General features: G+C 58.4%; 17 protein-coding genes. 6 read left to right on the plus strand and 11 right to left on the minus strand.

Going from position 1 to position 21,140, the window contains the following annotated elements:
- Positions 1-33: 33 nt before the first annotated feature.
- A complete protein-coding gene (locus G5367_RS08095; RefSeq protein ID WP_421243946.1) occupies positions 34-840 on the minus strand; it encodes an alpha/beta fold hydrolase in 807 nt (268 codons plus the stop codon).
- 114 nt (positions 841-954) lie between these two features.
- On the opposite strand from G5367_RS08095, the gene ppk2 reads away from it, so the two are divergent.
- Complete coding sequence (gene ppk2 / locus G5367_RS08100) at positions 955-1,770, plus strand: polyphosphate kinase 2 (protein WP_421243947.1); 816 nt, start codon at positions 955-957, stop codon at positions 1,768-1,770.
- A 100-nt stretch (positions 1,771-1,870) separates the two neighbouring features.
- Here the strand turns inward: ppk2 and G5367_RS08105 are convergent, their stop codons facing one another.
- The 5 genes from G5367_RS08105 to yejK form a co-directional block, all read right to left on the minus strand.
- On the minus strand, positions 1,871-3,007 hold the full coding sequence (locus G5367_RS08105; protein ID WP_421243948.1) for an ABC transporter ATP-binding protein: 1,137 nt from the start codon (positions 3,005-3,007) through the stop codon (positions 1,871-1,873).
- Between the two features lie 68 nt (positions 3,008-3,075).
- Positions 3,076-3,966 carry a maltose ABC transporter permease MalG gene (malG, locus tag G5367_RS08110; RefSeq protein WP_041209357.1) on the minus strand — a complete coding sequence of 297 codons (891 nt, stop codon included), beginning with the start codon at positions 3,964-3,966 and terminating at the stop codon, positions 3,076-3,078.
- 12 nt (positions 3,967-3,978) lie between these two features.
- Complete coding sequence (gene malF, locus G5367_RS08115) at positions 3,979-5,631, minus strand: maltose ABC transporter permease MalF (protein ID WP_421243949.1); 1,653 nt, start codon at positions 5,629-5,631, stop codon at positions 3,979-3,981.
- 75 nt (positions 5,632-5,706) lie between these two features.
- Positions 5,707-6,888, minus strand: coding sequence for a maltose/maltodextrin ABC transporter substrate-binding protein MalE (gene malE, locus G5367_RS08120; protein WP_005344703.1), 1,182 nt, complete (start codon positions 6,886-6,888; stop codon positions 5,707-5,709).
- A 395-nt stretch (positions 6,889-7,283) separates the two neighbouring features.
- The gene (gene yejK, locus G5367_RS08125) at positions 7,284-8,333 is read right to left on the minus strand and encodes a nucleoid-associated protein YejK (protein WP_337073030.1); all 1,050 of its coding nucleotides are present in this window, start codon (positions 8,331-8,333) and stop codon (positions 7,284-7,286) included.
- A gap of 73 nt (positions 8,334-8,406) precedes the next feature.
- Here yejK and G5367_RS08130 point away from each other — a divergent pair, with 73 nt between their 5' ends.
- Entirely contained in the window at positions 8,407-8,634 is a 228-nt protein-coding gene (locus tag G5367_RS08130) for a YejL family protein (RefSeq protein WP_005344699.1), read from the plus strand.
- A gap of 48 nt (positions 8,635-8,682) precedes the next feature.
- Complete coding sequence (locus tag G5367_RS08135) at positions 8,683-10,533, plus strand: DUF3413 domain-containing protein (protein WP_005344698.1); 1,851 nt, start codon at positions 8,683-8,685, stop codon at positions 10,531-10,533.
- A gap of 90 nt (positions 10,534-10,623) precedes the next feature.
- Here G5367_RS08135 and G5367_RS08140 read toward each other — a convergent pair whose 3' ends face one another.
- Positions 10,624-11,436, minus strand: a complete 813-nt coding sequence (locus G5367_RS08140) for a MetQ/NlpA family ABC transporter substrate-binding protein (protein WP_216979026.1) — start codon at positions 11,434-11,436, stop codon at positions 10,624-10,626.
- Positions 11,437-11,876: 440 nt separating this feature from the next.
- Between G5367_RS08140 and G5367_RS08145 the strand changes: the two genes are divergently transcribed.
- From G5367_RS08145 to G5367_RS08155, 3 genes are all read left to right on the plus strand, one after another.
- Positions 11,877-13,754 (plus strand): S8 family serine peptidase, encoded by a 1,878-nt coding sequence (locus G5367_RS08145; protein ID WP_421243950.1) that lies wholly within the window; start codon positions 11,877-11,879, stop codon positions 13,752-13,754.
- A 15-nt stretch (positions 13,755-13,769) separates the two neighbouring features.
- Complete coding sequence (locus G5367_RS08150) at positions 13,770-14,231, plus strand: serine protease chaperone (protein ID WP_421236086.1); 462 nt, start codon at positions 13,770-13,772, stop codon at positions 14,229-14,231.
- Positions 14,232-14,651: 420 nt separating this feature from the next.
- A complete protein-coding gene (locus tag G5367_RS08155) occupies positions 14,652-17,033 on the plus strand; it encodes a beta-glucosidase (protein ID WP_421243951.1) in 2,382 nt (793 codons plus the stop codon).
- Positions 17,034-17,127: 94 nt separating this feature from the next.
- Here the strand turns inward: G5367_RS08155 and G5367_RS08160 are convergent, their stop codons facing one another.
- From G5367_RS08160 to secF, 4 genes are all read right to left on the minus strand, one after another.
- On the minus strand, positions 17,128-18,105 hold the full coding sequence (locus G5367_RS08160) for a helix-turn-helix domain-containing protein (protein ID WP_421294119.1): 978 nt from the start codon (positions 18,103-18,105) through the stop codon (positions 17,128-17,130).
- 600 nt (positions 18,106-18,705) lie between these two features.
- The gene (gene nlpI, locus G5367_RS08165) at positions 18,706-19,641 is read right to left on the minus strand and encodes a lipoprotein NlpI (protein WP_005344691.1); all 936 of its coding nucleotides are present in this window, start codon (positions 19,639-19,641) and stop codon (positions 18,706-18,708) included.
- A gap of 90 nt (positions 19,642-19,731) precedes the next feature.
- Complete coding sequence (locus tag G5367_RS08170) at positions 19,732-20,100, minus strand: rhodanese-like domain-containing protein (protein ID WP_005344690.1); 369 nt, start codon at positions 20,098-20,100, stop codon at positions 19,732-19,734.
- 84 nt (positions 20,101-20,184) lie between these two features.
- The gene (gene secF, locus G5367_RS08175) at positions 20,185-21,132 is read right to left on the minus strand and encodes a protein translocase subunit SecF (protein WP_005344682.1); all 948 of its coding nucleotides are present in this window, start codon (positions 21,130-21,132) and stop codon (positions 20,185-20,187) included.
- Positions 21,133-21,140: the final 8 nt, after the last annotated feature.

Here is a 21,140-nt window from a genome sequence, read left to right on the forward strand (position 1 = left end):
TCCCTTTTTCACGACCATCTTCAGGCTGCCCATTCAGGCTGATAGCGCCGCCAGAAACCCGCTCAGCTGCTGATTGACGAAGGCCGGATTTTCCAGCGACGAGATGTGGCCGGCTGCCGGGATCTCCCTGAACGGGCAACCCAGCACCTCGGCCATCAGATAGCCCTCCAGCACCGGGCGCGCCTTGTCCTCGCAGCCGGTCATCACCAAGGCAGGAGTGCTGATCTCCTCCAGCCACTCGATGCGATCTTCACGGGTCACAAAGCTGCGGCCCACCGCGACCATGGCGGCAATCTTATCCTTTGGCCAGGCGGCAAGGCGCGCCTTGAAACCGCTCATCAGCGCCTCATCAGGCTGATTGGCAAAAAAGAGCGGCGCCACCTGTTCGACGATAGGCGCCGGCACAGTGCCAAGCTGCTCGATCATCGCCAGCATGCCGAGGTAGCGCTCGCAGGTGATCTGCGGCTCGAGGCCAACAAAGCTGTCCATCAGCACCAGTCCCTTGAGGCGAGCTGGTGCCATGCGCGCCAGCTCCACACCCCACATGCCGCCGATGGAGAGGCCCACCAGCACGAACTCGTCGACCCCGAGGGCATCGAGCAGCGCCAGATGATCGCGCGCCAGGGTTGCCAGCGTGCAGGCGCCTTCCGGAAGCAGATCGGAATCGCCGTGGCCCCACAGCTCGGGAACGATGCAGCGATAACTCCCTTTGAGCGCCTCGATTTGCGGCGCCCACATGGCGCTATCCCACAGGTAGCTATGACCAAACAGCAGCACCGGCCCTTGCCCTTCATCCAGATAGGCCATCCGGCGGCCCGCTATCTCCATAAAATGCTTCATGTTATCTCCTGTTGCCAGCGATGGGCGGGCAGTGTATCACGTCCCCCTTGGCAGTCGACTCTCCCTGGTGCAAGCTGAAGTGACGGCAAGAAGGGACTCAAAGAGGAGAAGAAGATGCCGAAGGACAAGAGCAAGAAGCGGCCACGCCTAGACAAGAAATGTTATGAACACCACCTCGCCCACCTGCAGGAGGAGCTGGTCAAGCTGCAGGAGTGGGTCAAGCATGAGGGGCTCAAGGTGGTGGTACTGTTCGAGGGACGGGACGCCGCTGGCAAGGGGGGCGTCATCAAGGCGATCACCGAGCCCCTGAATCCCCGGGTTTGCCGTGTGACCGCGCTGCCCGCCCCCTCAGACAGGGAGCGCTCCCAATGGTACTTTCAGCGTTATGTCGCCCACCTGCCCGCCGCTGGCGAGATGGTGCTGTTTGACCGCTCCTGGTACAACCGGGCCGGGGTCGAGCGGGTGATGGGCTTTTGCAGCGACGCCGAGTATCGCGAGTTTCTGCGCGCCTGCCCCGAGTTCGAGCGGATGCTGATCCGCTCCGGCATCACCCTGATCAAATACTGGTTCTCGGTCTCCGATGAGGAGCAGGAGAAGCGCTTCAAGGAGCGGATCAACACCCCCATCAAGCGCTGGAAGTTCAGCCCGATGGACCTGCAGTCCCGCTCGCGCTGGGTCGAATACTCCCGCGCCAAGGATGACATGTTCACCTACACCGACACCGAGGATTGCCCCTGGTTCGTGGTAGAAGCGGACGACAAGCGCCGTGCCCGCCTCAACTGCATCGCCCACCTGCTGGGCAAGGTGCCCTATGAGGTGATCCACTATGAGCCCATCAGCCTCCCCCCCATCAAGACCGAAGGGTATGAGCGCCCGCCCCTGACCAGCCAGCACTTCGTACCGGATATCACTGCCGACCTCGAGACCTGACAGACACTCGCCATTTGCGGCGAGCAGATAATAAAAAGCCGGTCTGACGACCGGCAAAAAGGCATTGATTATTAAGAAAGGAAAACCGGCACAACAAAAATCAGGTACGGATATATTTGGCCGTGCGCGGGAACGCCTGCTCCTTGGCATCAAATAGATAGCAGGCTTCGGCCGGAATACCCACGCTATAGCTCTGACCGGTCGCCACATCGACGTCGGAGGTGGTCTTGACGGTAAAGTCGTGACCATCCACATCCATATAGACGAATGATTCGGCCCCCAGATGCTCGGCAACCTGCACTACGCCGCTCAGCTTGCTGTCGGCATGGGCGTGGCTCAGCGGCACCAGATGCTCCGGGCGGATGCCCAGCTCAACCTTGTCACCCACCGCGCCACGACGGGCATCGACCCGCACCCGCACGCTGTCGCCGGTAGAGAGTTTGACCACGCACTCCAGCTCGCCAATCTCCATCAGCTCGGCGGCCAGGAAGTTCATCTTGGGCGAACCGATAAAACCGGCCACAAACTTGTTGTCCGGGTTGTGGTAGAGATCCAGCGGTGAACCGAACTGCTCCAGGTTGCTGGCGGCATCGGCCTTGAGCGGACTCAGCACCACGATCTTGTCGGCCAGGGTCATCGCTTCCACCTGATCGTGGGTCACGTAGATGATGGTGGAGTTGAGTTCCTTGTGCAGCTTGGCAATCTCGATCCGCATCTTGACCCGCAGCGCGGCATCCAGGTTGGAGAGCGGCTCGTCAAACAAGAACACCTGCGGCTGCTGCACAATGGAGCGACCGATGGCAACCCGCTGACGCTGACCACCGGAGAGCGCCTTGGGCTTTCTGTCCAGCAGCGGCTCAAGACCCAGGATCTCGGCGGCGCGCATCACCCGCTTGTGGATGTTCTCCTTGTCCATCTTCTTGAGCTTCAGACCGAAGGCCATGTTCTCGTAGATGTTCATGTGGGGATAGAGGGCGTAGGACTGGAATACCATGCCCACGTTACGCTCGACTGGCGGCACGTCATTCATATAGCGACCGCCGATGGTCAACTCACCACTGGTGATGTCCTCGAGACCCGCGATCATCCGTAGCAGGGTGGATTTACCACAGCCGGACGGGCCGACGAAGACAATGAATTCGCCCTCCTTGATGGAGAGGTTGATGTTGCGCAGGGTGTCCTTGTGAACAGCCGGATCGTAATTTTTGCGAACGTTGTTGAGTACTACTTCAGCCATGACGAGCTCCGCTCTTGAATCTTTGCAAATCGTGATAGCGGGGGGAGTCAGCTCCCCCGGCCATAAACTTAACCTTTCACACCACCGGCAGTCAGACCGCCAACCAGCCAGCGTTGTGCCAACAGGAACACCACTGTGATGGGAAAACCGGAGAGCACTGCGGCCGCCGCGAAATCACCCCACAGGTAGTTCTGTGGATAGAGGTACTGCTGGGCCCCGACCGCCAGGGTCAGATTGTTCACATCCTGCAACAGGATGGAGGCCATGGGCACCTCGGTAATGGAACCGATAAAGGCCAGAATAAACACTACCGCCAAGATGGGTACCGACAGGGGCAACAGGATCAGACGGAATGCCTGCCACGGGGTCGCACCGTCGATGGCCGCCGCCTCCTCCAGGGAGGAGTCGATGGTCTCGAAGTAGCCCTTGATGGTCCAGACGTGGAGGGCAATACCGCCCATGTACGCCAGGATCAGGCCACCGTGGGTGTTGAGACCGAGCCAGGGGATATAGTCACCAATCTTGTTAAAGAGCGCGTAGATAGCCACCAGCGCCAGTACCGCCGGGAACATCTGGAAAATCAGCATGCCCTGCAGGATGGTGGACTTGCCACGAAAACGCAGGCGGGCAAAGGCGTAGGCACAGGTGGTGGAGAGCGTCACGATCATCAGGGCAGTGATGCCGGCGATCTTGATGGAGTTCCACAACCAGGTCAGCACCGGGAACGGCGGCGGCGTGATGCTGCCGTCGGCGTTGGTGATGGAGATGCCAAGTGCCAGCTTCCAGTGATCCAGCGTCGGATTGGAGGGGATGATCTCCCCTACGGCGAAGTTACCGTTACGAAACGAGATGGCGATAACCATGATCAACGGGAAGATGATCAACGCCAGGAAGCCCCACATGACCAGGTGGGTTGCCCACACCCGGTATTTGACTGATTTGGGTTGTACGATTGCCATGTTGAAGCCTCCTTACAGCTGCTTGTCGGCTTTGGACAATTTCAGGTTGAGCAGCGCCAGCGCACCTACGATGAGGAAGATGGCTGTGGCGATGGCACTGGCCAGACCGTAGTCCTGACCACCCGATCCCTGGAACGCAATCCGGTAGGTATAACTCACCAGCAAGTCGGTGGTACCGGCCGGGGTGCTGGCGCCGATGATGTCGGGCGCACCGTTGGTCAACAACTGGATAAGCACGAAGTTGTTGAAGTTGAAGGCGAACGAGGCAATCAACAGCGGTGTCAGCGGCTTCATCAACAGCGGCACGGTGATCTTGAAGAAGTTCTGCACCGGGCCGGCACCGTCCATGGCGGACGCTTCATAGAGATCTTCCGGAATGGCTTTGAGCAGGCCCATGCAGAGGATCATCATGTAGGGGTAGCCGAGCCAGGTATTGACAATCAGGATCATCACTTTGGCCAGGAAGGGGTTGGTATACCAGTCCGGCTTGATGCCAAACGCCGCTTCCAGGAACATGTTGATCTCACCGAAGTTCTGGTTGAACAACCCCTTGAACACCAGGATGGAGATAAACGCCGGAATGGCATAAGGCAGGATCAGCATGACCCGGTAGAAGCCGCGTCCCTTGAGAGATTCCCACTGCACCAGGCAGGCCAGCACCATGCCGATAGCCAGGGTGAACGCCACGGAACAGGCAGAGAAGATCACGGTCCAGACGAAGATCTGCAGGAACGGCGCCTGAATACCCGGGTCCGTCACGATGCGGGCGAAGTTTTTCCACCCCACGCTCACCACAAAGCCCGGAGCCACGCTTTTGCCGACAAACTGTCCCTGTTCATCGATGTACTGATAGAAACCGGTCTCGCCATTGGGCAGCATCAGCTCACCGCTCTGGTTGTCACGCAGCAAGTTGCTGTCCTTGATCACCACGCCGGACTTGAGCACGGCGCCATCCGTCAGACGGCTGTACTGTTGCTTCTGGGCGGCAAACTTGCGCAGGCTGCTCAGGGTCAGATGAGTGGTACCATCAGGCAGCACCAGATCGAGCGCGCTCAGATGGGTGCGATGGTCAACGATGGCGCGGATCGGTGTCGCTTTACCGGTGACGTCGCCGGTAACGGGCTCGAGCCGGACTTCCTGGGCAAGGTTCTGAACCCTACCCTCACGCACTGCCAACTCGCGAGCCTTGTTGTTCATCAGAGCCAGCGGTTGACTGAGATAGGATTGCTGCTCCTGTGTCAGCAGCAGTTGGAACTGGCCGTTGTCGCCACCCAGCAGGGTAAAATCGAATTCACCGCCCGCCACCTTGTAGGTTTTCTTCAGATGGTAGTCCCGCGCCTGCTCAATGGAGAGCAAGTTGGATCCCGAATAGTTGGTGAAGGCAATGCCAATGGTGTAGGCAAGAGGGAAGATGATAAATACAACCATGCCCGCGACACCCGGAAAGATGTAGCGATGGGCATAGGTCTTCTTGTTCATGAAGACATACAGACCGACGGATACCACCACCAGATCCAGCAGCGCGAATACCCACTCGCCACTGGCGTACATCATCACGGCTGCATAGCCGTTGAGGATGGCGACCAGGGCCGCGATGGTCCACTTAAGCCAGGTGTGCTTATCCTTCGGACCGGCATAGGACTCAACAGAAGGTACTACTTCCATGCCAATTAACCTTTATAACGCCAAGAGAGATTTGAGAGAGTGGGAGGCCATTGCGGCCTCCCGGGTGGTGCAAGCTTACTGAACGATACGCTTGGCAGCGGTATCCAGTGCTTCATCAACACTTTGACGACCGGAGGTCACGTTCTTGAGGGCTGTTTCGAAGGAGGACCAGAAACGGCTCATCTCGGGAACGGACGGCATCGGCTCGCCAGCCTGGGCGTTCAGCATGGTGGCCTTGATGTGCGGATCGGATTCCAGGGTCTTCTGGAAGGATTTCAGCGCGACTGCACCCAGCGGCTTGTCGGCGTTAACCGGCGCCAGACCGGCATCGGTCAACAGGTAGTTTTCCAGGAACTCGATGGCCAGATCCTTGTTCGGGCTGGCGGCGTTGATGGTGGCACCCAGTACGCCAACGAAGGCTTTAGCCGGTTTGCCATTCAAGGTCGGCAGCGGTGCTACACCGTACTTGATGCCGCTCTTGTCCAGGTTGCTCCAAGCCCAGGGACCGTTGATCATCATGGCCACTTCGCCCTTATTGAACTTGGCGTCCATCACACCGTAGTCGATGCCTTTTTCCAGGTGACCGGACTTGATCATCTCGGAGATGTAACCCACGCCCATCTTGGCGCCCGCATTGTTCACGCCGGTATCTTTAACGTCATAACCGGTAGCGGTTTTCTTGAAGGCGTAACCACCGTTGGCAGCCACCAGCGGGTAGCTGAAGTACGGGGTGTCATAAGCCCACATGATGGCGCGCTTGCCGTTTTTCTTCAGAGTCTCGTCAATCTTGGCGATCTCTTCGAAAGTTTTCGGCGGCTCGGGCAGAAGGTCTTTGTTATAGATCAGGCTGACCGCTTCCATGGCAACCGGGTAACCATAGGTTTTGCCATCAACAGTCATGGCATCCCATGCCAGCTGTTCAAATTTGCCTTTGGTGGCAGCGTTCGGGGTCACGGGGACCAGCAAACCGGCTTTGACCCACTCACCGTAACGGTCGTGAGCCCAGAAGAAGATGTCCGGGCCGTTGCCAGTGGCTGCGGCTTGCTGGAATTTCACTTCAACCTGATCCGGGTGAGCCACAGTAACCTTGATGCCGGTTTCTGCTTCAAACTTCTTACCCACTTCAGCCAGACCGTTGTATCCCTTGTCACCGTTGATCCAGATGGTCAGCTGGCCTTCATCGATGGCAGCAGTAGCAGAGCAAGCGACACCAAGAGTGGCCAGACCGATCAGGGATGACAGCAATTTCTTTTTCATGAGCCTTTCCTTGTATTAGTTCCGCGCTGTAAGAGCATTGTGTGCGAGATGAATATTATCCCAAGCGGCAAACGGCTCACATGACGCAACTCGCATTTTTGAAATGCAATTACGTATTTCCTTCCAGAAAGTTTTGAAAACATTTTCTTATTTCAGGGGGTTAGCGCCATTTATTGGCATATTTCTCGCCAATGCAAGAAATTAAATTACCAAATAGAAATAAAAAAACACGATTGAAAGGGTTTTCACCTCATTGAAAACCCTTTCATATGGATAATTCTGTTTAATTTGTTAACAAAGCACCGAGTTGGTTTCGCTGCCCCCTGCCCCATTAAATAAAAAGACACCGCAGCGAACTGCGGTGTCTTTTTGCCAAAAATGAAGGCCGGATCACATTATGACTGGCGCAGCAGCTGATCCTTGAGATTTGGCGGCACCCCCTTGATGGTCAGGGTATCGGTCTGCGGGTCATAAAACACCCTGCAGTTCAACAGTTTCTGCTCGAAGCTCAGGGTCAGGCCGCCCCCGGAGCCGACAAACTTGGTCAAGCCGCGCAGGGTGGAACGGTCAGCCGGGAAACGCTCTTCCAGCTCATACTCCTGACCGATAAAGCTGTAAAAATCGAGATCGCCATCGCCGGGCAATTCTGCTGACAGCTCCTTGATCTCGATCTCTTCACCGGCACTCGCCTGTTCGGAGCAATATTTGAAGACCTGCTTTTTATAGTCATTGCGCTCGGTCGGTTCGAGCTGGCGACTGTCGCAATAATCTTCTACCGCCTGCAGCAAGCCTTTATTCTGCACCTTGGCATCCATCCCCTCACGGGCCCCCAGCAGATCCATAAAGAAATCGCCCAGTTTGCGACCGATACGTCCCTTGCTGAAGGTGATATAGCGGCGCGAATCCGGTTGGGTTTTCCATTCGGTCAAATCGATACGAGCCACCAGATTGAGTTTGCCGATATCGAGATACTGGATATGACGCAACTCCAGCGCTTCGCTGACGGTGACGCTCTCCTTGCCTTCCAGCAGAGCGATCATCAGGTAGTCAACCCCCACGTAGTTGTACTTGGCAAACAGCAGTACCCCCTGCTCGTCAAGGGCGTGCTCCACCAGTTGCCTGACCAGCAGCTGGGTCATCTCCACCGAGAAGGGGACGAATTCGAGCTGCTCGTCGAGCAGTTTTTCCAGCGCAATGCGAAACAGGGGAGAAGGCTGTTTGGGAGCCTCTTCACCGTCAGCCAGCTCGGCGACGGCGGCCTCGGGGTCTGCAAAAAAGCCAAAGCCCTTGCCCCCCTTGCCATTGTAAATGCGGTGCAGCTCCGCCATCAGCCCCTGTACTGCCTCGTCAGCAGGCAGAAGCTGGCTGCGGGTGTCGGCGTGAGGTTGACCATCGCCGCCCTGGCGCAGGGAGTGAAGAATGATCTTGTCGATATCGAGACTCATGTCACAAAGCCATAGTGTTAGCCGAAAGGGTGAAGTATTATAAGGCGCTTTGAACCGAGATGAACTGAAGATTATGCCCATCGTATCAAAGTACAATAACGAGCAGTTTGACGCCCTGATGAACGACCTGATCACCGCCCTGGAAAAGCATAAAGCGCCGGTGGATCTCAGTCTGATGGTGCTCGGCAACCTGACCACCAATATCATCAATGGTATGGCTCCGGCACAACGCCAGGCCATCACAGAAAAGTTTGTCCAGGCCCTGACCGCATCGGTCGATAACCGCCATGACACACACTGAGTCCTGCGACTCTGTTGATTTGACGTTTCTCAACGCAGATGGATCACTATGGTCGAAACCGGTAACCCCTATCGTGATAATGTCTCTCGCCTGATCACCTGGGGGCATTGGTTCTCCTTCTTCAACATCATTCTGGCCATGCTGATTGCCACCCGCTATCTGGGTGCCATCAACTGGCCGTCGACCACGCTTGGCGTGGTCTATCTCGTTGTAAGCTGGATTGGCCACTTCTCTTTTTTAAGTTTTGTCACTTACCTGTTGACGATCTTCCCACTCAGCTTCCTGCTGCCCAAAGAGAAACCGCTGCGTTTCATCTCCGCCATTGTGGCGACACTGGCACTGGTGCTGCTGCTGATCGACACCCAGGTGTTCCGGCTATTCAAGTTCCACCTCAATGCCCAGGTGTGGCAATTGCTGCTGGATCAAGCCCAGACCGAAGAGGGCTCGATCTGGAGCATTATCTTTATTGCCGTCCCCACCATCTTCCTGCTGCAGCTGCTGCTGTCGGCCTATGTCTGGCGCAAGATCAACAAGCGCAAACGCCGTCAGTACGGCAATCAGGTGGGGCTGGCCTTGCTGATCTGCTTTATCCTGACCCACGTGGTCAACAGCTGGGCGGATGCCACTCTCTATCAGCCCATCACCATGCAGCGCGCCAACTTCCCGCTCTCCTACCCCATGACGGCCCGTTCCTTCCTGGCCAAACATGGCTGGCTGGATCTGGATCAGTACGAGAAGCAGGCGGCCTCCCAGCGAGATGAAGGCGACAGCAGGATGCACTACCCACTGCGCCCGCTCAATGTCAATGCCCCCCAGACCCACAGCAATCTACTGATTGTGGTGGTCGACTCCCTGCGCTTTGACATGCTCAACAACATCAACATGCCCAATCTGCAGCGCTATGCGGATCAGCATCTGACGTTCCGCAATCACCTCAGTGCCGGAAACGACGACTTGATGGGCATGTTCGGCCTCTTTTACGGCCTGCCCGGCCACTACTACAAAGAGATCAGCAGCGACAAGCGTCCACCGGTGCTGTTTGACGAGATGTTGCGCCAGGATTACCAGTTCGGGCTGTTCGGTGCGATGGAAGATGCCCAGAAGTATCGCAAGAGCATCCTCTCCGGTCTGCGTAAACAGGTGTTTGTCTCCGAACAGGTCGATGATGGCAAGCTGCTGATCGACTGGCAGCAGTGGCTGGAGAAGCGCACCCCGGAGCGCCCTTGGTTCTCGCTGGTCTACCTCTCCAGCCCGGGCGACTATCAACTTCCCGCGACCATGAAGGGGCCGTTCCAGCCTGAGCTGACCAACTTCAACCCGGCCACCGCCTATCGGCCGGAAAACCTGCAGAAACTGGAGAATCGCTACAAAAACTCGGTCTTCTATACCGATCAGTTGCTGGAAGATATGTTGACCAAGCTGCAACAGCAGGGGATGGACAGCAATACTGTGGTGGTGATCACCTCCAATCATGGCCAGGAGTTCAACGATACCCATAGCAACAGCTGGGGCGCTGGCAACAACTACTCCCTTTATCAGGTTCAGGTGCCGATGGTAATTGCCTGGCCGGGACGTGGCAGCCAGGTCGTGGAGCGACCGAGCAGCCATCTCGATCTGGCCCCGACCCTGATGCAGAGCCTGCTGGGCGTGCGCAACCCGCCACGGGACTACAGTGTGGGGCGCTCTCTGTTCGACACCAGCCCGCGTAACTGGCTACTGGCCGGGGATCAGAACGACTTCGCTATTTATGAAGGCGACACCATCACCCACTTCAACAAACAGGGTGACTTCGAACTGCTGGAGCGCAACAGCTATCGTCCGATCAAACATGGCACTCCCGATATGGGCGCTATGATCCAGGTGATGAACGAGCTGAACCGATTCTATCGCAATCATTGACCTTGGCACTGATGGTTTTGTCCCAGTAAAACGCCCCGAATCCGGGGCGTTTTTTTATGCCATATCGTAATCGTTCCACCCTGACCGGCTTTAGCCCCCCCACCCTTGCGGGTACTTGTAGCCGACGAAACGCTTTATCGCATAGTCCTTGAAGGCCGCCGAGTTGTAGGCTGCTGCCACATCTTTGGCAAAGGGCTTGTCCGCATCGGCACTTTTTACCACCACCCAGTTGATAAAGTCGTAGCTACGCTCCAGGAAGAGACCTTCAGTGAACGGGATACCGCTGGAGGCGGCGAAATTGCCGTTTATCACCGCAAAATCCACATCCTCCCGAGCGCGAGGTAGTTGTGCAGCTTCAAGCAGTACCAGCTTGAGGTTGTGCGGGTTGCGCACTACATCAAATTCGCTCGCCTTGAGCGGATTGATCCCCTCCTTGAGAGTAAGCCAGCCGAGATCCTGCAGCATCAACAGCGCCCGCGCCTGATTGGTGGGATCGTTGGGGATGGCCACTGTACTCCCCTCTTTCACCTTGTCGAGAGCGACCAGCTTGCCGGAATAGAGCCCCATCGGGCCTGTTGGCACCTGGGTAATAGGTGCCAGCGACAACCCCCGATCCTTGGCAAAGCTTTCAAGATAGGGTTTGTGCTGGAAACAATTCACATCCAGCGACCCGTCGGCCAACGCAATATTGGGGGAGACATAGTCGGTAAACTCCACCAGCTTGACCTTGTACCCCTTGGCCTCCAGCTGTGGCTTGATGGAGTCGGTCACCATGTCGGCAAAATCCCCCACGGTAGTGCCAATCACAATCTCCTGTTTGGCCGGATCGGCTGCCAGGACGATGCCGGCCTGACTGCTTGCCAGCAACAATACGGAACAAAAGCGGAAGGTACCACGCAACATAAAAGACTCCCTGTCTGCAGATTTATCGAGTGATGCCGGATTGTCAGAGTCGAAAATGGAAATCCAGACATCTAAACGGCCATTTAAAGCAAGCTATCAGAGTCAGCGCCCGGTGCCAAGCAACAAAAACGAGAAAGGTAATAAGCCAGGTGATAAAGAGAAGGGAGCCAAGATGATGCCCACACAGCCGGCGCATCGGACAGTCACGAAAGCAGGTTGCAACCCACGCCAGTTAATTACAGAAAGATCAATAATTGCAAATGATAAATGCTCTCAATAGAGCACACTGAAAGCCTCAATGGAATACCTACCACAAAAAAGATCAGATTTCTTTGAATCTTATCAAACTTATGAAAACGAGCTCTTTTGACTCTTCATTATCCATGTGTAGATTCCATTCGCACCCAGGAAGGTGCCCTATAAGATGGAGTTTAAAAATAATGAAGCAAACATCGTTAGCGCTGACGGTCACAGCGCTGCTGTCGACACTGCCAGTTGCACTCGTTCAGGCAAGTGAAAGTTGTGTCCCGCTCAGCGGTAAGGAGAGCGGGTTGGATACTGGCCGCAGCAGCACGGAACGCTGCCTGCTCGGCATCAACCCGCTGCAGGATCAGCAGTGGTATCTGCTCAACAGCGGCCAGGATGGCTTCAGTGCCAGGGCAGGAATCGCAGGCAATGACCTCAACCTCTGGTGGGCACACCGTACCGGCGTGCTGGGACAGGGTATAAATATCGCGGTAGTGGATGATGGCTTGGCCATCGGCCACCCGGATTTGGCGGACAACGTGCGTCCGGGTTCAAAAAATGTGGTAACCGGCAGCGATGACCCGACCCCGACCAATCCGGATACCGCCCATGGCACCTCGGTGGCGGGCATTATCGCCGCGGTGGACAACACCATAGGCACCAAGGGGATCGCCCCCCGCGCCCAGTTGCAGGGATTCAATCTGCTTGATGACGAGAGTGAACAGCTACAGCAGGATTGGCTCTACGCCCTTGGCGACAGCGAGGCCAGCCGCGACAATCGGGTCTTCAACCAGAGCTACGGCATGAGCCTGGTGGATCCCCGTCCGGCCAACGATCTCGATCAGGTGCAACTCGATCGTCTGTTCGAACAACAGACCCTCAAGCGGCAAGGGGCGGCCTATATCAAGGCTGCCGGCAACGGCTTCAACAGAATAGCGGCAGGTGGCTATGTGCTGAACCGCACCGGCAGCGGCCCCAAATTGCCGTTTGAAAACAGCAATATCGACCCCTCGAACAGTAACTTCTGGAACCTGGTGGTAAGTGCGCTCAACGCAGATGGTGTCAGATCCTCCTACTCCAGCGTCGGCAGCAACGTCTTCCTGAGCGCCACCGGTGGCGAATATGGCACCGACTCCCCCGCCATGGTCACCACGGATCTACCCGGTTGCGACATGGGCTACAACCGTACCGATGATCCCAGTAGCAACCGGCTGCACGGCAACCTGCAACTGGATGCCAGCTGTGACTACAACGGTGTGATGAACGGCACCTCTTCGGCGACCCCGAGCACCGCTGGCGCCATGGCGCTGCTAATGTCTGCCTATCCCGATCTGTCGGTGCGGGACCAACGGGATCTGCTGGCACGCAGTGCTACCCGGGTTGATGCCGCACACCCTCCGGTCATGGTGAGCTACACCAGCAGCACCGGAAAACGCCGTGAGGTCAAGGGACTGGAAGGGTGGGAGCGCAATGCCGCCGGCATGTGGTTCAGTCCCACCTATGGCTTTGGCCTGATCGATGTCAACAAGGCTCTCGCGCTGGCGGCCACTCACCAGCCACTGCCGCCACTGGTTCAGTTGCCATGGCTGAAGGTCAAACCGGTGGATCGCGCCTCCTCTGCCATTGCCGATGTGGGCAATAGCCCGACCAGTTCGACCGCCACAGTCGCAACCCCGCTGACCGTCGAAGCGGTACAGGTCACGGTCAGCCTGGATCACCAGCGTCTGCCCGATCTGCTGATCGAACTGGTTTCCCCCGCCGGTACCCGCAGCATACTGCTGAACCCGTTCAACAGCCTGGTTGGCCAGTCGCTCGATCTGCAAAAAATGGGCTATGTGCGCACCAAGGGCTTGCGTGACATGCGCCTGCTCTCCCACAAGTTTTATGGTGAACCGGCACAAGGAGCCTGGCGACTGGAAGTAACCGACGTTGCCAACGGTAATCGCGAGGTCTCTCTGCTCAGTCTCCAGACCCGTGAGCGCACCACCCTGACCGAGCGCAACAACCGCCAGCCAGGCAAGCTGATCGAGTGGTCCTTGCGGATCCTTGGCCACAACGCCAACCACAGCTAACAAGCGAGGAATTTTATCATGAACAAACCGGTTACCTTACTGCTGGCCAGCCTGTTGGCCCCCCTCGTGCTTAATGCTGTGGCGGCAGAAGCCGTGACTCTGGAGGGCAAGCAGTACCGCACTATAGAGGTAAATGGCCAGACTTACCTCATCCCCGACCATGGCAGCAAGTCGCGAACCACCCGCAGTCTCGATGGCAAGGAACCGCTGCAGACCCTGCACCGTGGCGATGTGCTGATGCAGGGGGCCGTCAGCCCCGAGCTCACCGTCAGCGGCACCCTGCTGGTGGAAGCCGATGACGACCAGGCCAGCGCACTGGCCAGCCGTCACGGCCTGCGCTTCAAGCAGAGCAGCGGCGGCATCGCCCTGCTGGAAGCCAAGCCGGGTACCGATCTGAACGCCGTCGCCACGGCGCTCAAGCAGGAGGGGGTCAAGGTGCAGATTGAACTCGCCGGGGCCCTCAAACAGCCCAAGTGAGCCGTCCCGGGCCATTGCCCGGGCATATCAGCTGATCTTCGAGGGGGCCGCCGGCCCCCTCGCGTGTTGCCCGCGGTCATCTTCATTGGCCATCAGGCCACCCGTTTTCCCAATCTCCCCTGCCCTTCTCCCCTCTTGCCACCTTCCACCCTTGGTTTGGCACCGCCTTTCGATGCGACCTAGCTCACAACTCGGCCCCCTTGCTCCCGCCGGCACATTTCTCGCTCCCCCGGGGCAAGGCGGCCCTCGCCCGGCTTGTTAACCTGCCTGCAGCCAAACGCCAGCCCACGGGTCCGTTCGGCCTTCCTTGCGATATCCAATGGCAGCCGCCAGCAGAGCGGCCCAGCCCGGGCGGATGCCTTCCACCCGGTGTCGATATCTCCTTTTTATTTTTATTCAGACAGTTACGAGGACGTCTTCATGCCTATCACCACAAAATTGAAAGCGGTTTCACTGGGTGTCAGCCTGGCGCTGGCCGGCCTGCTGGTCGGTTGCAACCAGAATGACTCGGATCCCCTGGTCAAGGACGATGCCTATTACCGTGGCCAGGCCGAGGCCATGGTGGCCAAGCTGACCCTGAGCGAGAAGCTGGACCTGCTCTCCGGCCCCGGTTACGGCAGTGCCAACGGCGCCATCAACGTCAAGCAGGACGTGCCCGGCGTGGCGGGTTACATCAACGGCGTGCTGCGCAGCGCGGACGGCATCGACATTCCGGCCCTCAAACTGGCGGACGGGCCGGCCGGGGTGCGGATCAACGCCAACCGCGACGATGACAGCGCCAGCTACTACGCTACCGCCTGGCCCATCGGCTCGCTGCTCGCCTCCAGCTGGGACGTCAAGCTGGTCAAGGCCGTCGGCGAAGCCATGGGGGACGAGGTGCGCCAGTACGGGGTCGACATCCTGCTGGCCCCGGGCATGAACATCCAGCGCAACCCCCTCAATGGCCGCAACTTCGAGTACTACTCGGAAGACCCCCTGCTCACCGGCAAAATCGGCGCCGCCATGGTCAACGGGGTGGAGAGCAACGGGGTAGGCACCACCATCAAGCACTACTTCGGCAACAACTCCGAGACCAACCGCAACCAGATCAACGACATCGGCGAACCGAGAACCTTCCGCGAGATCTACCTGCGCGGCTTCCAGATAGCGGTAGACGAGGCCCAGCCCTGGGCGGTGATGACCTCCTACAACAAGGTCAACGGCACCTATGTCAACGAGCGCAGGGATGCGGTGACCGACCTGCTGCGCGGCGAGTGGAAGTTTGACGGCCTAGTCATGTCCGACTGGTTTGCCGGCGACGTGGCCAACAACGCCTACAAGCAGGTGCTGGCGGGGCAAGATTTGATCGAGCCGGGCAACGTCAAGGAGCAGTTGCAGCAATCCATCGCGCACGGCGATCTCGACGAGGCCAAGGTGAACGAGGCCGCCATCCACATCCTGACCCAGGTGATGAAGAGCCCCTCTTACAGCCAGTTGGCCATCAGCAACAGCCCGGATCTGACCGCCCATGCCAAACTGGCCCGTCAGGCCGGCGCCGAGAGCATGGTGCTGCTGCGCAACGAGGCCGCGGCCCTGCCGCTGGCGGCAAGCAGCACCCTGGCCAGCTTCGGCATCAATCAGATCAACACCTACAAGGGCGGCACCGGCAGCGGGGATGTGAACGCCGCCAGCACCACCACCATCGCGCAGGGACTGGCAGCACGCTTCCCGGTCAACGAGGCGTTGCAGAGCTACTACCGCGATTTTTACGAGAACAACAAGGTCTATCACGAGGGGCAATTTGGCGCCAAGGGCTACTACACCTGCGCCGAGGCGCCGATCAGCGGCGAGCTGGCGGCGCTGATCGCCAATGCGGCCGCCACCCAGCAAGCCGCCGTCATCAGCATTGGCCGCCAGGCCGGAGAAGGGGCGGATCGCAGCAGTGGCAAGGGGGACTATCTGCTCGGCGATGACGAGCGCGCCCTCATCGACGCGGTGAGCAGCGCCTTCCACGCCCAGGGCAAGAAGGTGGTGGTGGTGCTTAACGTCAACGGCGTCATCGATACCGCCCAGTGGAGCGACAAGGTGGATGGCATCCTGCTGGCCTACATGGCTGGCCAGGAGACCGGCCACGCGGTGGCGGACGTGCTCTCCGGCGCGGTCAACCCGAGCGGCAAGCTGGCCCAGAGCTTCCCGCACAGCTACGCCAGCGTTCCCTCCGCCGGCACCTTCCCGGGCGAGGACACCGACGGGGACGGCGAACCGGACGATCTCTACTACAACGAAGGGATCTACGTGGGCTATCGCTACTACAGCACCTTCGAGCAGGCGGTCTCCTACCCGTTCGGCTTCGGTCTCTCCTACACCAGCTTCAGCTACACCAGCCCCGCCATCGCCAGCAATACCCTAGCGGACGGCAGCGCCGGCAACCTGGTGCTGACCGCCACCATCACCAACACCGGCGCCGTGGCAGGCAAGGAGGCGGCCCAGGTCTATGTGACCGCCCCCGAGGTCAAGCTGAAGAAACCGCTCATCGAACTCAAGGCCTTTGCCAAGACGGCGCAACTGGCACCGGGGGCCAGCGAACAGCTGAGCTTCACCATTCCGGCCAGCATCCTCGCCAGCTTCGATGAAGCCAGCAACCAGTGGATCGTGGAGCCGGGTCGCTACAGCGCCTACATCAGCCCCTCGTCGGATGTCTCCGCCAGCACGCCGGTCAGCTTCACGGTGAGCAAGGAGATCGTGGTGAGCAACACCACGCCGGGGGCGCTGGCACTGCCGGCCGGGGTGGATCCCGCCAGCGTCACCACCGTCACCCGCTAACAGAGGCAGGCACGGCCGGGCACCCAGCCCGGCCTTGCCCGACAGTTGCCCAGCAATGACCCGACACGGGACCGGCCTTGCGCCGGTCCCGTTCTTATTGGCGGGCGTTGCGATAGGCCAGCGGCGTCATCCGGGTGTTGGCCTTGAAGAAGCGGTTGAAGGCGCTCTGGGATGAGAAGCCGACCCGATCACTGATGTTCTGCAGCGGTTGATCCCCCTCGCCCAGCAAGCGGCAAGCTTCGCTCACCCTCGCTTCCCTCAGCAGGGTAGAGAAGCTGCTCCCCTCCCCCTGCAATTTGCGATTCAAAGTCCAGCGGCTGACGTTCATGGCCGCGCACACCTCCTTGAGCAGGCTCTCGTCGCTCTCCAGCTCCCCTTCCCGGATCTTGTGGCGGATCCGCTCCCCCACCAGATAGGCAAAGGGGGCCCGCTCGGCGATGTCGGCGCAGATCTGCGCCAGCTGGGCCAGTTGCAGATGACCCAGCGGCTCGTTGTAGCAGTGGCTGGGGCAGTCGAGTTGGGCATTGTCGATGGTCAGGGTGTTTTCCCCCTGCTCCCAGCGGCAGCAAGTGGCGAAGAACTGATCCAGCAGCTGATGGCGCGGTGGCGGCCGCCCCGTGAAGCCCACCGAGACCCGGGGATCCGCCAGATAGACCCGCAAAATCCGGTAGAGGATGATGAAGTTGGGGATAGCCTGACTCGCCCCCAGGCTGGCGGGCCCCTGATTGACATACAGGTATTGGCTGGCCTGCGCCCCCCGCCGTACCCGCAGCTCGTCACAACTGCCGATGATGGGGCGATAGGCCAGCAGCACCTCGAGTGCCGCCCGCGGCGATGGCTGGTTCAGGCACAGGCTGATGAGCGGCGGATAGTGCTGGTAGAGCTGGCCGATGTCGTAGGAGAGGATGGTTTCGTGAAAACTGGCCAGATAGGGCTGCATCAGTTGCAGCATCCGGTAGTGGCTGTGGGCCGGCAGCCGGCCCTGTTCCCGCTCGATGTCGAACGACGTAAGGCCCCCCGCCATCAGAATGGCATCGGGATCGCCTCCCTGCTGCTGGCAGGCTCCCAGCATTCGTCTGATCACCTGGTTTGATACGCTCTGTGACATCCGTCGTCCAGGCCTCCGTGCTGACAGGAAATTGCTCGTGATCTCCACTTTATCGACTACTGATCCACCTCCCATCGAACAGGGTTAGGAGACCAGGGACCATTATGGGGCGGTCACAGGACGAGCAGATGTAACGGAGTGTAAAAGCACGGGCCAGCACGCATATTTACTCCCTATCGTCAGCCTCACCCATTATGAGAGAGGCAGTCCGGCAGGAATCGGACAAGAGCAGCGATAGTCAACCAGTCGCCCACCGCGATAGGGAAGAGAATCACCCATATCAGGAGGCATACGACGAGCCGACCGGGTTTCACACGGAGTCGGCCCCATCCATCTGTTGAGCTGCATGGATCAGATGTGCCCGTTCATTATTCAGAGGCGGGCGGCAGAGTTGGAAAAACTGGTGGGGTTGTGTGGATTAGCGACACGAAGCTCACTGTGACATGGAGCCAAGCCACGGGAGTGGGTGTGAAAAAGCAGATAAAAACAATGCCAGTCAGGCTTTACTGACTGGCATTAGCCTCATACCGAGGTTTTTTATCACCGGGTAATCGCCATCTCCATTCAGGAGGGCTGTTCGCCTTTGCTCTGGGCACCCGGCGGCAAGGGTTTGCGCGCCATCAACTCCAGTTCGAGCAGAGCATAGCGGTGCTCGATGAAGTCATAGACGTTGTTGGAGAGCGCCAGCTTGAAGTAGCTGATGGCTTCCTTGCGGTTGCCTTTGCCCAACTCGAACTTGCCCAGATAGAAATAGGTTTCACACAGGCGCTCGGCCAGCTCCCGGTTATCTTTCACCCCTTTCACCACATTGCCCATCAGCTGGGACGCGTTGATCTCACCGGTGTAGAGACGCACCAGATCCCAGTTCCATGCATCGTCATCGTACTTGTTGAGGCGCTCGCGCATCCGGCTCATGGCCGCAGCGGGATTGAGCTTCTGCTCGGCCAGATAGAGCCAGATCACCCGATAAGGGTCTTCCGGCTGCGCTTCGTAGAAACGCTTCATATCGGCCGCTGCCAGCTCGGGACGATTACCGTAATAGAGGGCAATACCGCGGTTAAGGTAGGCATAGTCATAATCGGGTGCCAGCTCGAGGGCTGAGTCGAATGCCTCATAGGCTTCGTCGTAGTTCTGCTGCTGTACCAGATAGACACCGATGAAGTTGTAGGCTTCAGCGAAATCCGGTTTCTCCCGCAGGGCCCTGTTGAAATCGAGACGGGCAAGGGAACGCAAGCCGACGCGATCAAACACCACGGCACGTTCATAGAACAACTCGGCCCGTTGCTCCGTGGTCAACTCCATTTCACTCAGCATCTGCCCGAGTCGGGCGAGCGCCAACTCGCTTTGGTAGGAGACCTGCAGGGGGGTCGCCAATACCAGTGAAGCAGGCTGCGCCTTGGGAACCTTAGGGGTGTTGACATGACTGCTACTGCTGCAACCCCACATGGGTAGCAGCAACAGGATACCAAGGAGGTATCCAATCCCTTTCCTGACGTTCAATGAACACTCCGACGCTTACGCTTGACCCCGCATATGGTAAAGGTCAGCCGCCACTTTGTCATGTAGCTGAGCCCCTCTCCATCAAATAAATCAGGATTCGACAGGGTATCCGGCCTCCAGCCAGCCGCGAAAACCGCCGTCAACACTGATTACGTTGCGATAACCCATCTGTTGCAAATTGTCGGCCGCCAGTACGGAGCGAAAACCGCCACCACAATAGAGATAGAGCGTGGTCTCGGGATCCGGGAACAGGGTCTCGATATCCCGCTCAATCACTCCACGACCCAGATATTGGGCTCCGGGCAGATGGCCTTTGGCCCACTCGCTCTCTTCCCGCACGTCGATCAGGTGAAACGTGCGCCCTTCGTCCTGCCAGCGCTTGATCTGGTGAACATCGGTTTCGGTGATGCGGGAGCGGATCCCGTCAACCAGCGCCAAAAAACGGGGATTGTGTTGCATGGCAAGCTCCTTTTGTTGAAATCATCTGCGTCAGCAAACGACACGCAGAGATAAGAAAAGAGCGCCATGAGGCGCTCTTCACTGTTACGGCAGGATTTCCTGTTGGTCCGCACCCTCTTTCTCTACCTGGGTGGGCAGCATGTGCTCGCGCTTGACGCCGAGGAACATGGCAAACGCACTCGCCACATAGATGGAGGAGTAGGTACCGAACGCCACACCGATCACCATGGCCACGGCAAAACCGTGGATCAGCGCGCCGCCCTTGAGCAGCAGCGCCAGCACCACCACGAAGGTGAGCCCGGAGGTGATGATGGTACGGCTCAGGGTCTCGGTCATGGAGAGATCGAGAATGTAGTCGGTATCCCCTTTGCGCACCTTGCGGAAGTTCTCCCGCAAGCGGTCGAACACCACTATGGTATCGTTCAGGGAGTAACCCACCAGGGTCATCAATGCCGCCAGCACGGTCAGGTCGAACTCGTACTGGAAGTAGGCAAAGACGCCCAGGGTGATCACCACGTCATGCACCAGCGAGAGGATGCCGCCCATGGCCAGACGCCATTCAAAGCGCACCGCCACGTAGATCAGGATACAGATGATGGAGGCCAGCATCGCCAGCGCCCCGTCAGTAGCAAGCTCGTCACCGACTGAAGGGCCGACGAATTCGACGCGTTTGAGTACAGCGCCCTCATCGAGCAGCTTGGCCGCTGCCAGCACCTCGTTACCCTGCTGCTCGACCTTGACCCCCTCTTTCGGGGTCAGACGGAACAGTACGTCACGGCTGGAGCCAAAGTGTTGCAGGGTGGCTCCTTCAATCTTCTGCTCTTCCAGAACGTCGTGGATCTTGTCCAGGCTCACCGACTGCTGGAATCCCACCTCGATGGTGGTTCCACCGGTAAAGTCCAGACCCCAGTTCAGCCCCCGATCAAACAGGAAGAACAGGGCTACCACCATCAGCACGGAAGAGAAAACCACACCCGGCTTGGCATAGCGCATAAACGGGATCGGTTTTTCAAAATGTAGAATCTGAAACATCTCTCTAT

The sequence above is a fragment of the Aeromonas sp. 604282 genome, from assembly GCF_049170575.1.
Taxonomy (GTDB): domain Bacteria; phylum Pseudomonadota; class Gammaproteobacteria; order Enterobacterales; family Aeromonadaceae; genus Aeromonas; species Aeromonas veronii_A.

What these genes read in the sequence shown, in the direction of transcription:
- G5367_RS08095 (WP_421243946.1), bottom strand. Translation starts at nt 840, where the DNA reads ATGAAGCATTTTATGGAGATAGCGGGCCGCCGGATGGCCTATCTGGAT.
- ppk2 (WP_421243947.1), top strand. Translation starts at nt 955, where the DNA reads ATGCCGAAGGACAAGAGCAAGAAGCGGCCACGCCTAGACAAGAAATGT.
- G5367_RS08105 (WP_421243948.1), bottom strand. Translation starts at nt 3,007, where the DNA reads ATGGCTGAAGTAGTACTCAACAACGTTCGCAAAAATTACGATCCGGCT.
- malG (WP_041209357.1), bottom strand. Translation starts at nt 3,966, where the DNA reads ATGGCAATCGTACAACCCAAATCAGTCAAATACCGGGTGTGGGCAACC.
- malF (WP_421243949.1), bottom strand. Translation starts at nt 5,631, where the DNA reads ATGGAAGTAGTACCTTCTGTTGAGTCCTATGCCGGTCCGAAGGATAAG.
- malE (WP_005344703.1), bottom strand. Translation starts at nt 6,888, where the DNA reads ATGAAAAAGAAATTGCTGTCATCCCTGATCGGTCTGGCCACTCTTGGT.
- yejK (WP_337073030.1), bottom strand. Translation starts at nt 8,333, where the DNA reads ATGAGTCTCGATATCGACAAGATCATTCTTCACTCCCTGCGCCAGGGC.
- G5367_RS08130 (WP_005344699.1), top strand. Translation starts at nt 8,407, where the DNA reads ATGCCCATCGTATCAAAGTACAATAACGAGCAGTTTGACGCCCTGATG.
- G5367_RS08135 (WP_005344698.1), top strand. Translation starts at nt 8,683, where the DNA reads ATGGTCGAAACCGGTAACCCCTATCGTGATAATGTCTCTCGCCTGATC.
- G5367_RS08140 (WP_216979026.1), bottom strand. Translation starts at nt 11,436, where the DNA reads ATGTTGCGTGGTACCTTCCGCTTTTGTTCCGTATTGTTGCTGGCAAGC.
- G5367_RS08145 (WP_421243950.1), top strand. Translation starts at nt 11,877, where the DNA reads ATGAAGCAAACATCGTTAGCGCTGACGGTCACAGCGCTGCTGTCGACA.
- G5367_RS08155 (WP_421243951.1), top strand. Translation starts at nt 14,652, where the DNA reads ATGCCTATCACCACAAAATTGAAAGCGGTTTCACTGGGTGTCAGCCTG.
- G5367_RS08160 (WP_421294119.1), bottom strand. Translation starts at nt 18,105, where the DNA reads ATGCTGGGAGCCTGCCAGCAGCAGGGAGGCGATCCCGATGCCATTCTG.
- G5367_RS08170 (WP_005344690.1), bottom strand. Translation starts at nt 20,100, where the DNA reads ATGCAACACAATCCCCGTTTTTTGGCGCTGGTTGACGGGATCCGCTCC.
- secF (WP_005344682.1), bottom strand. Translation starts at nt 21,132, where the DNA reads ATGTTTCAGATTCTACATTTTGAAAAACCGATCCCGTTTATGCGCTAT.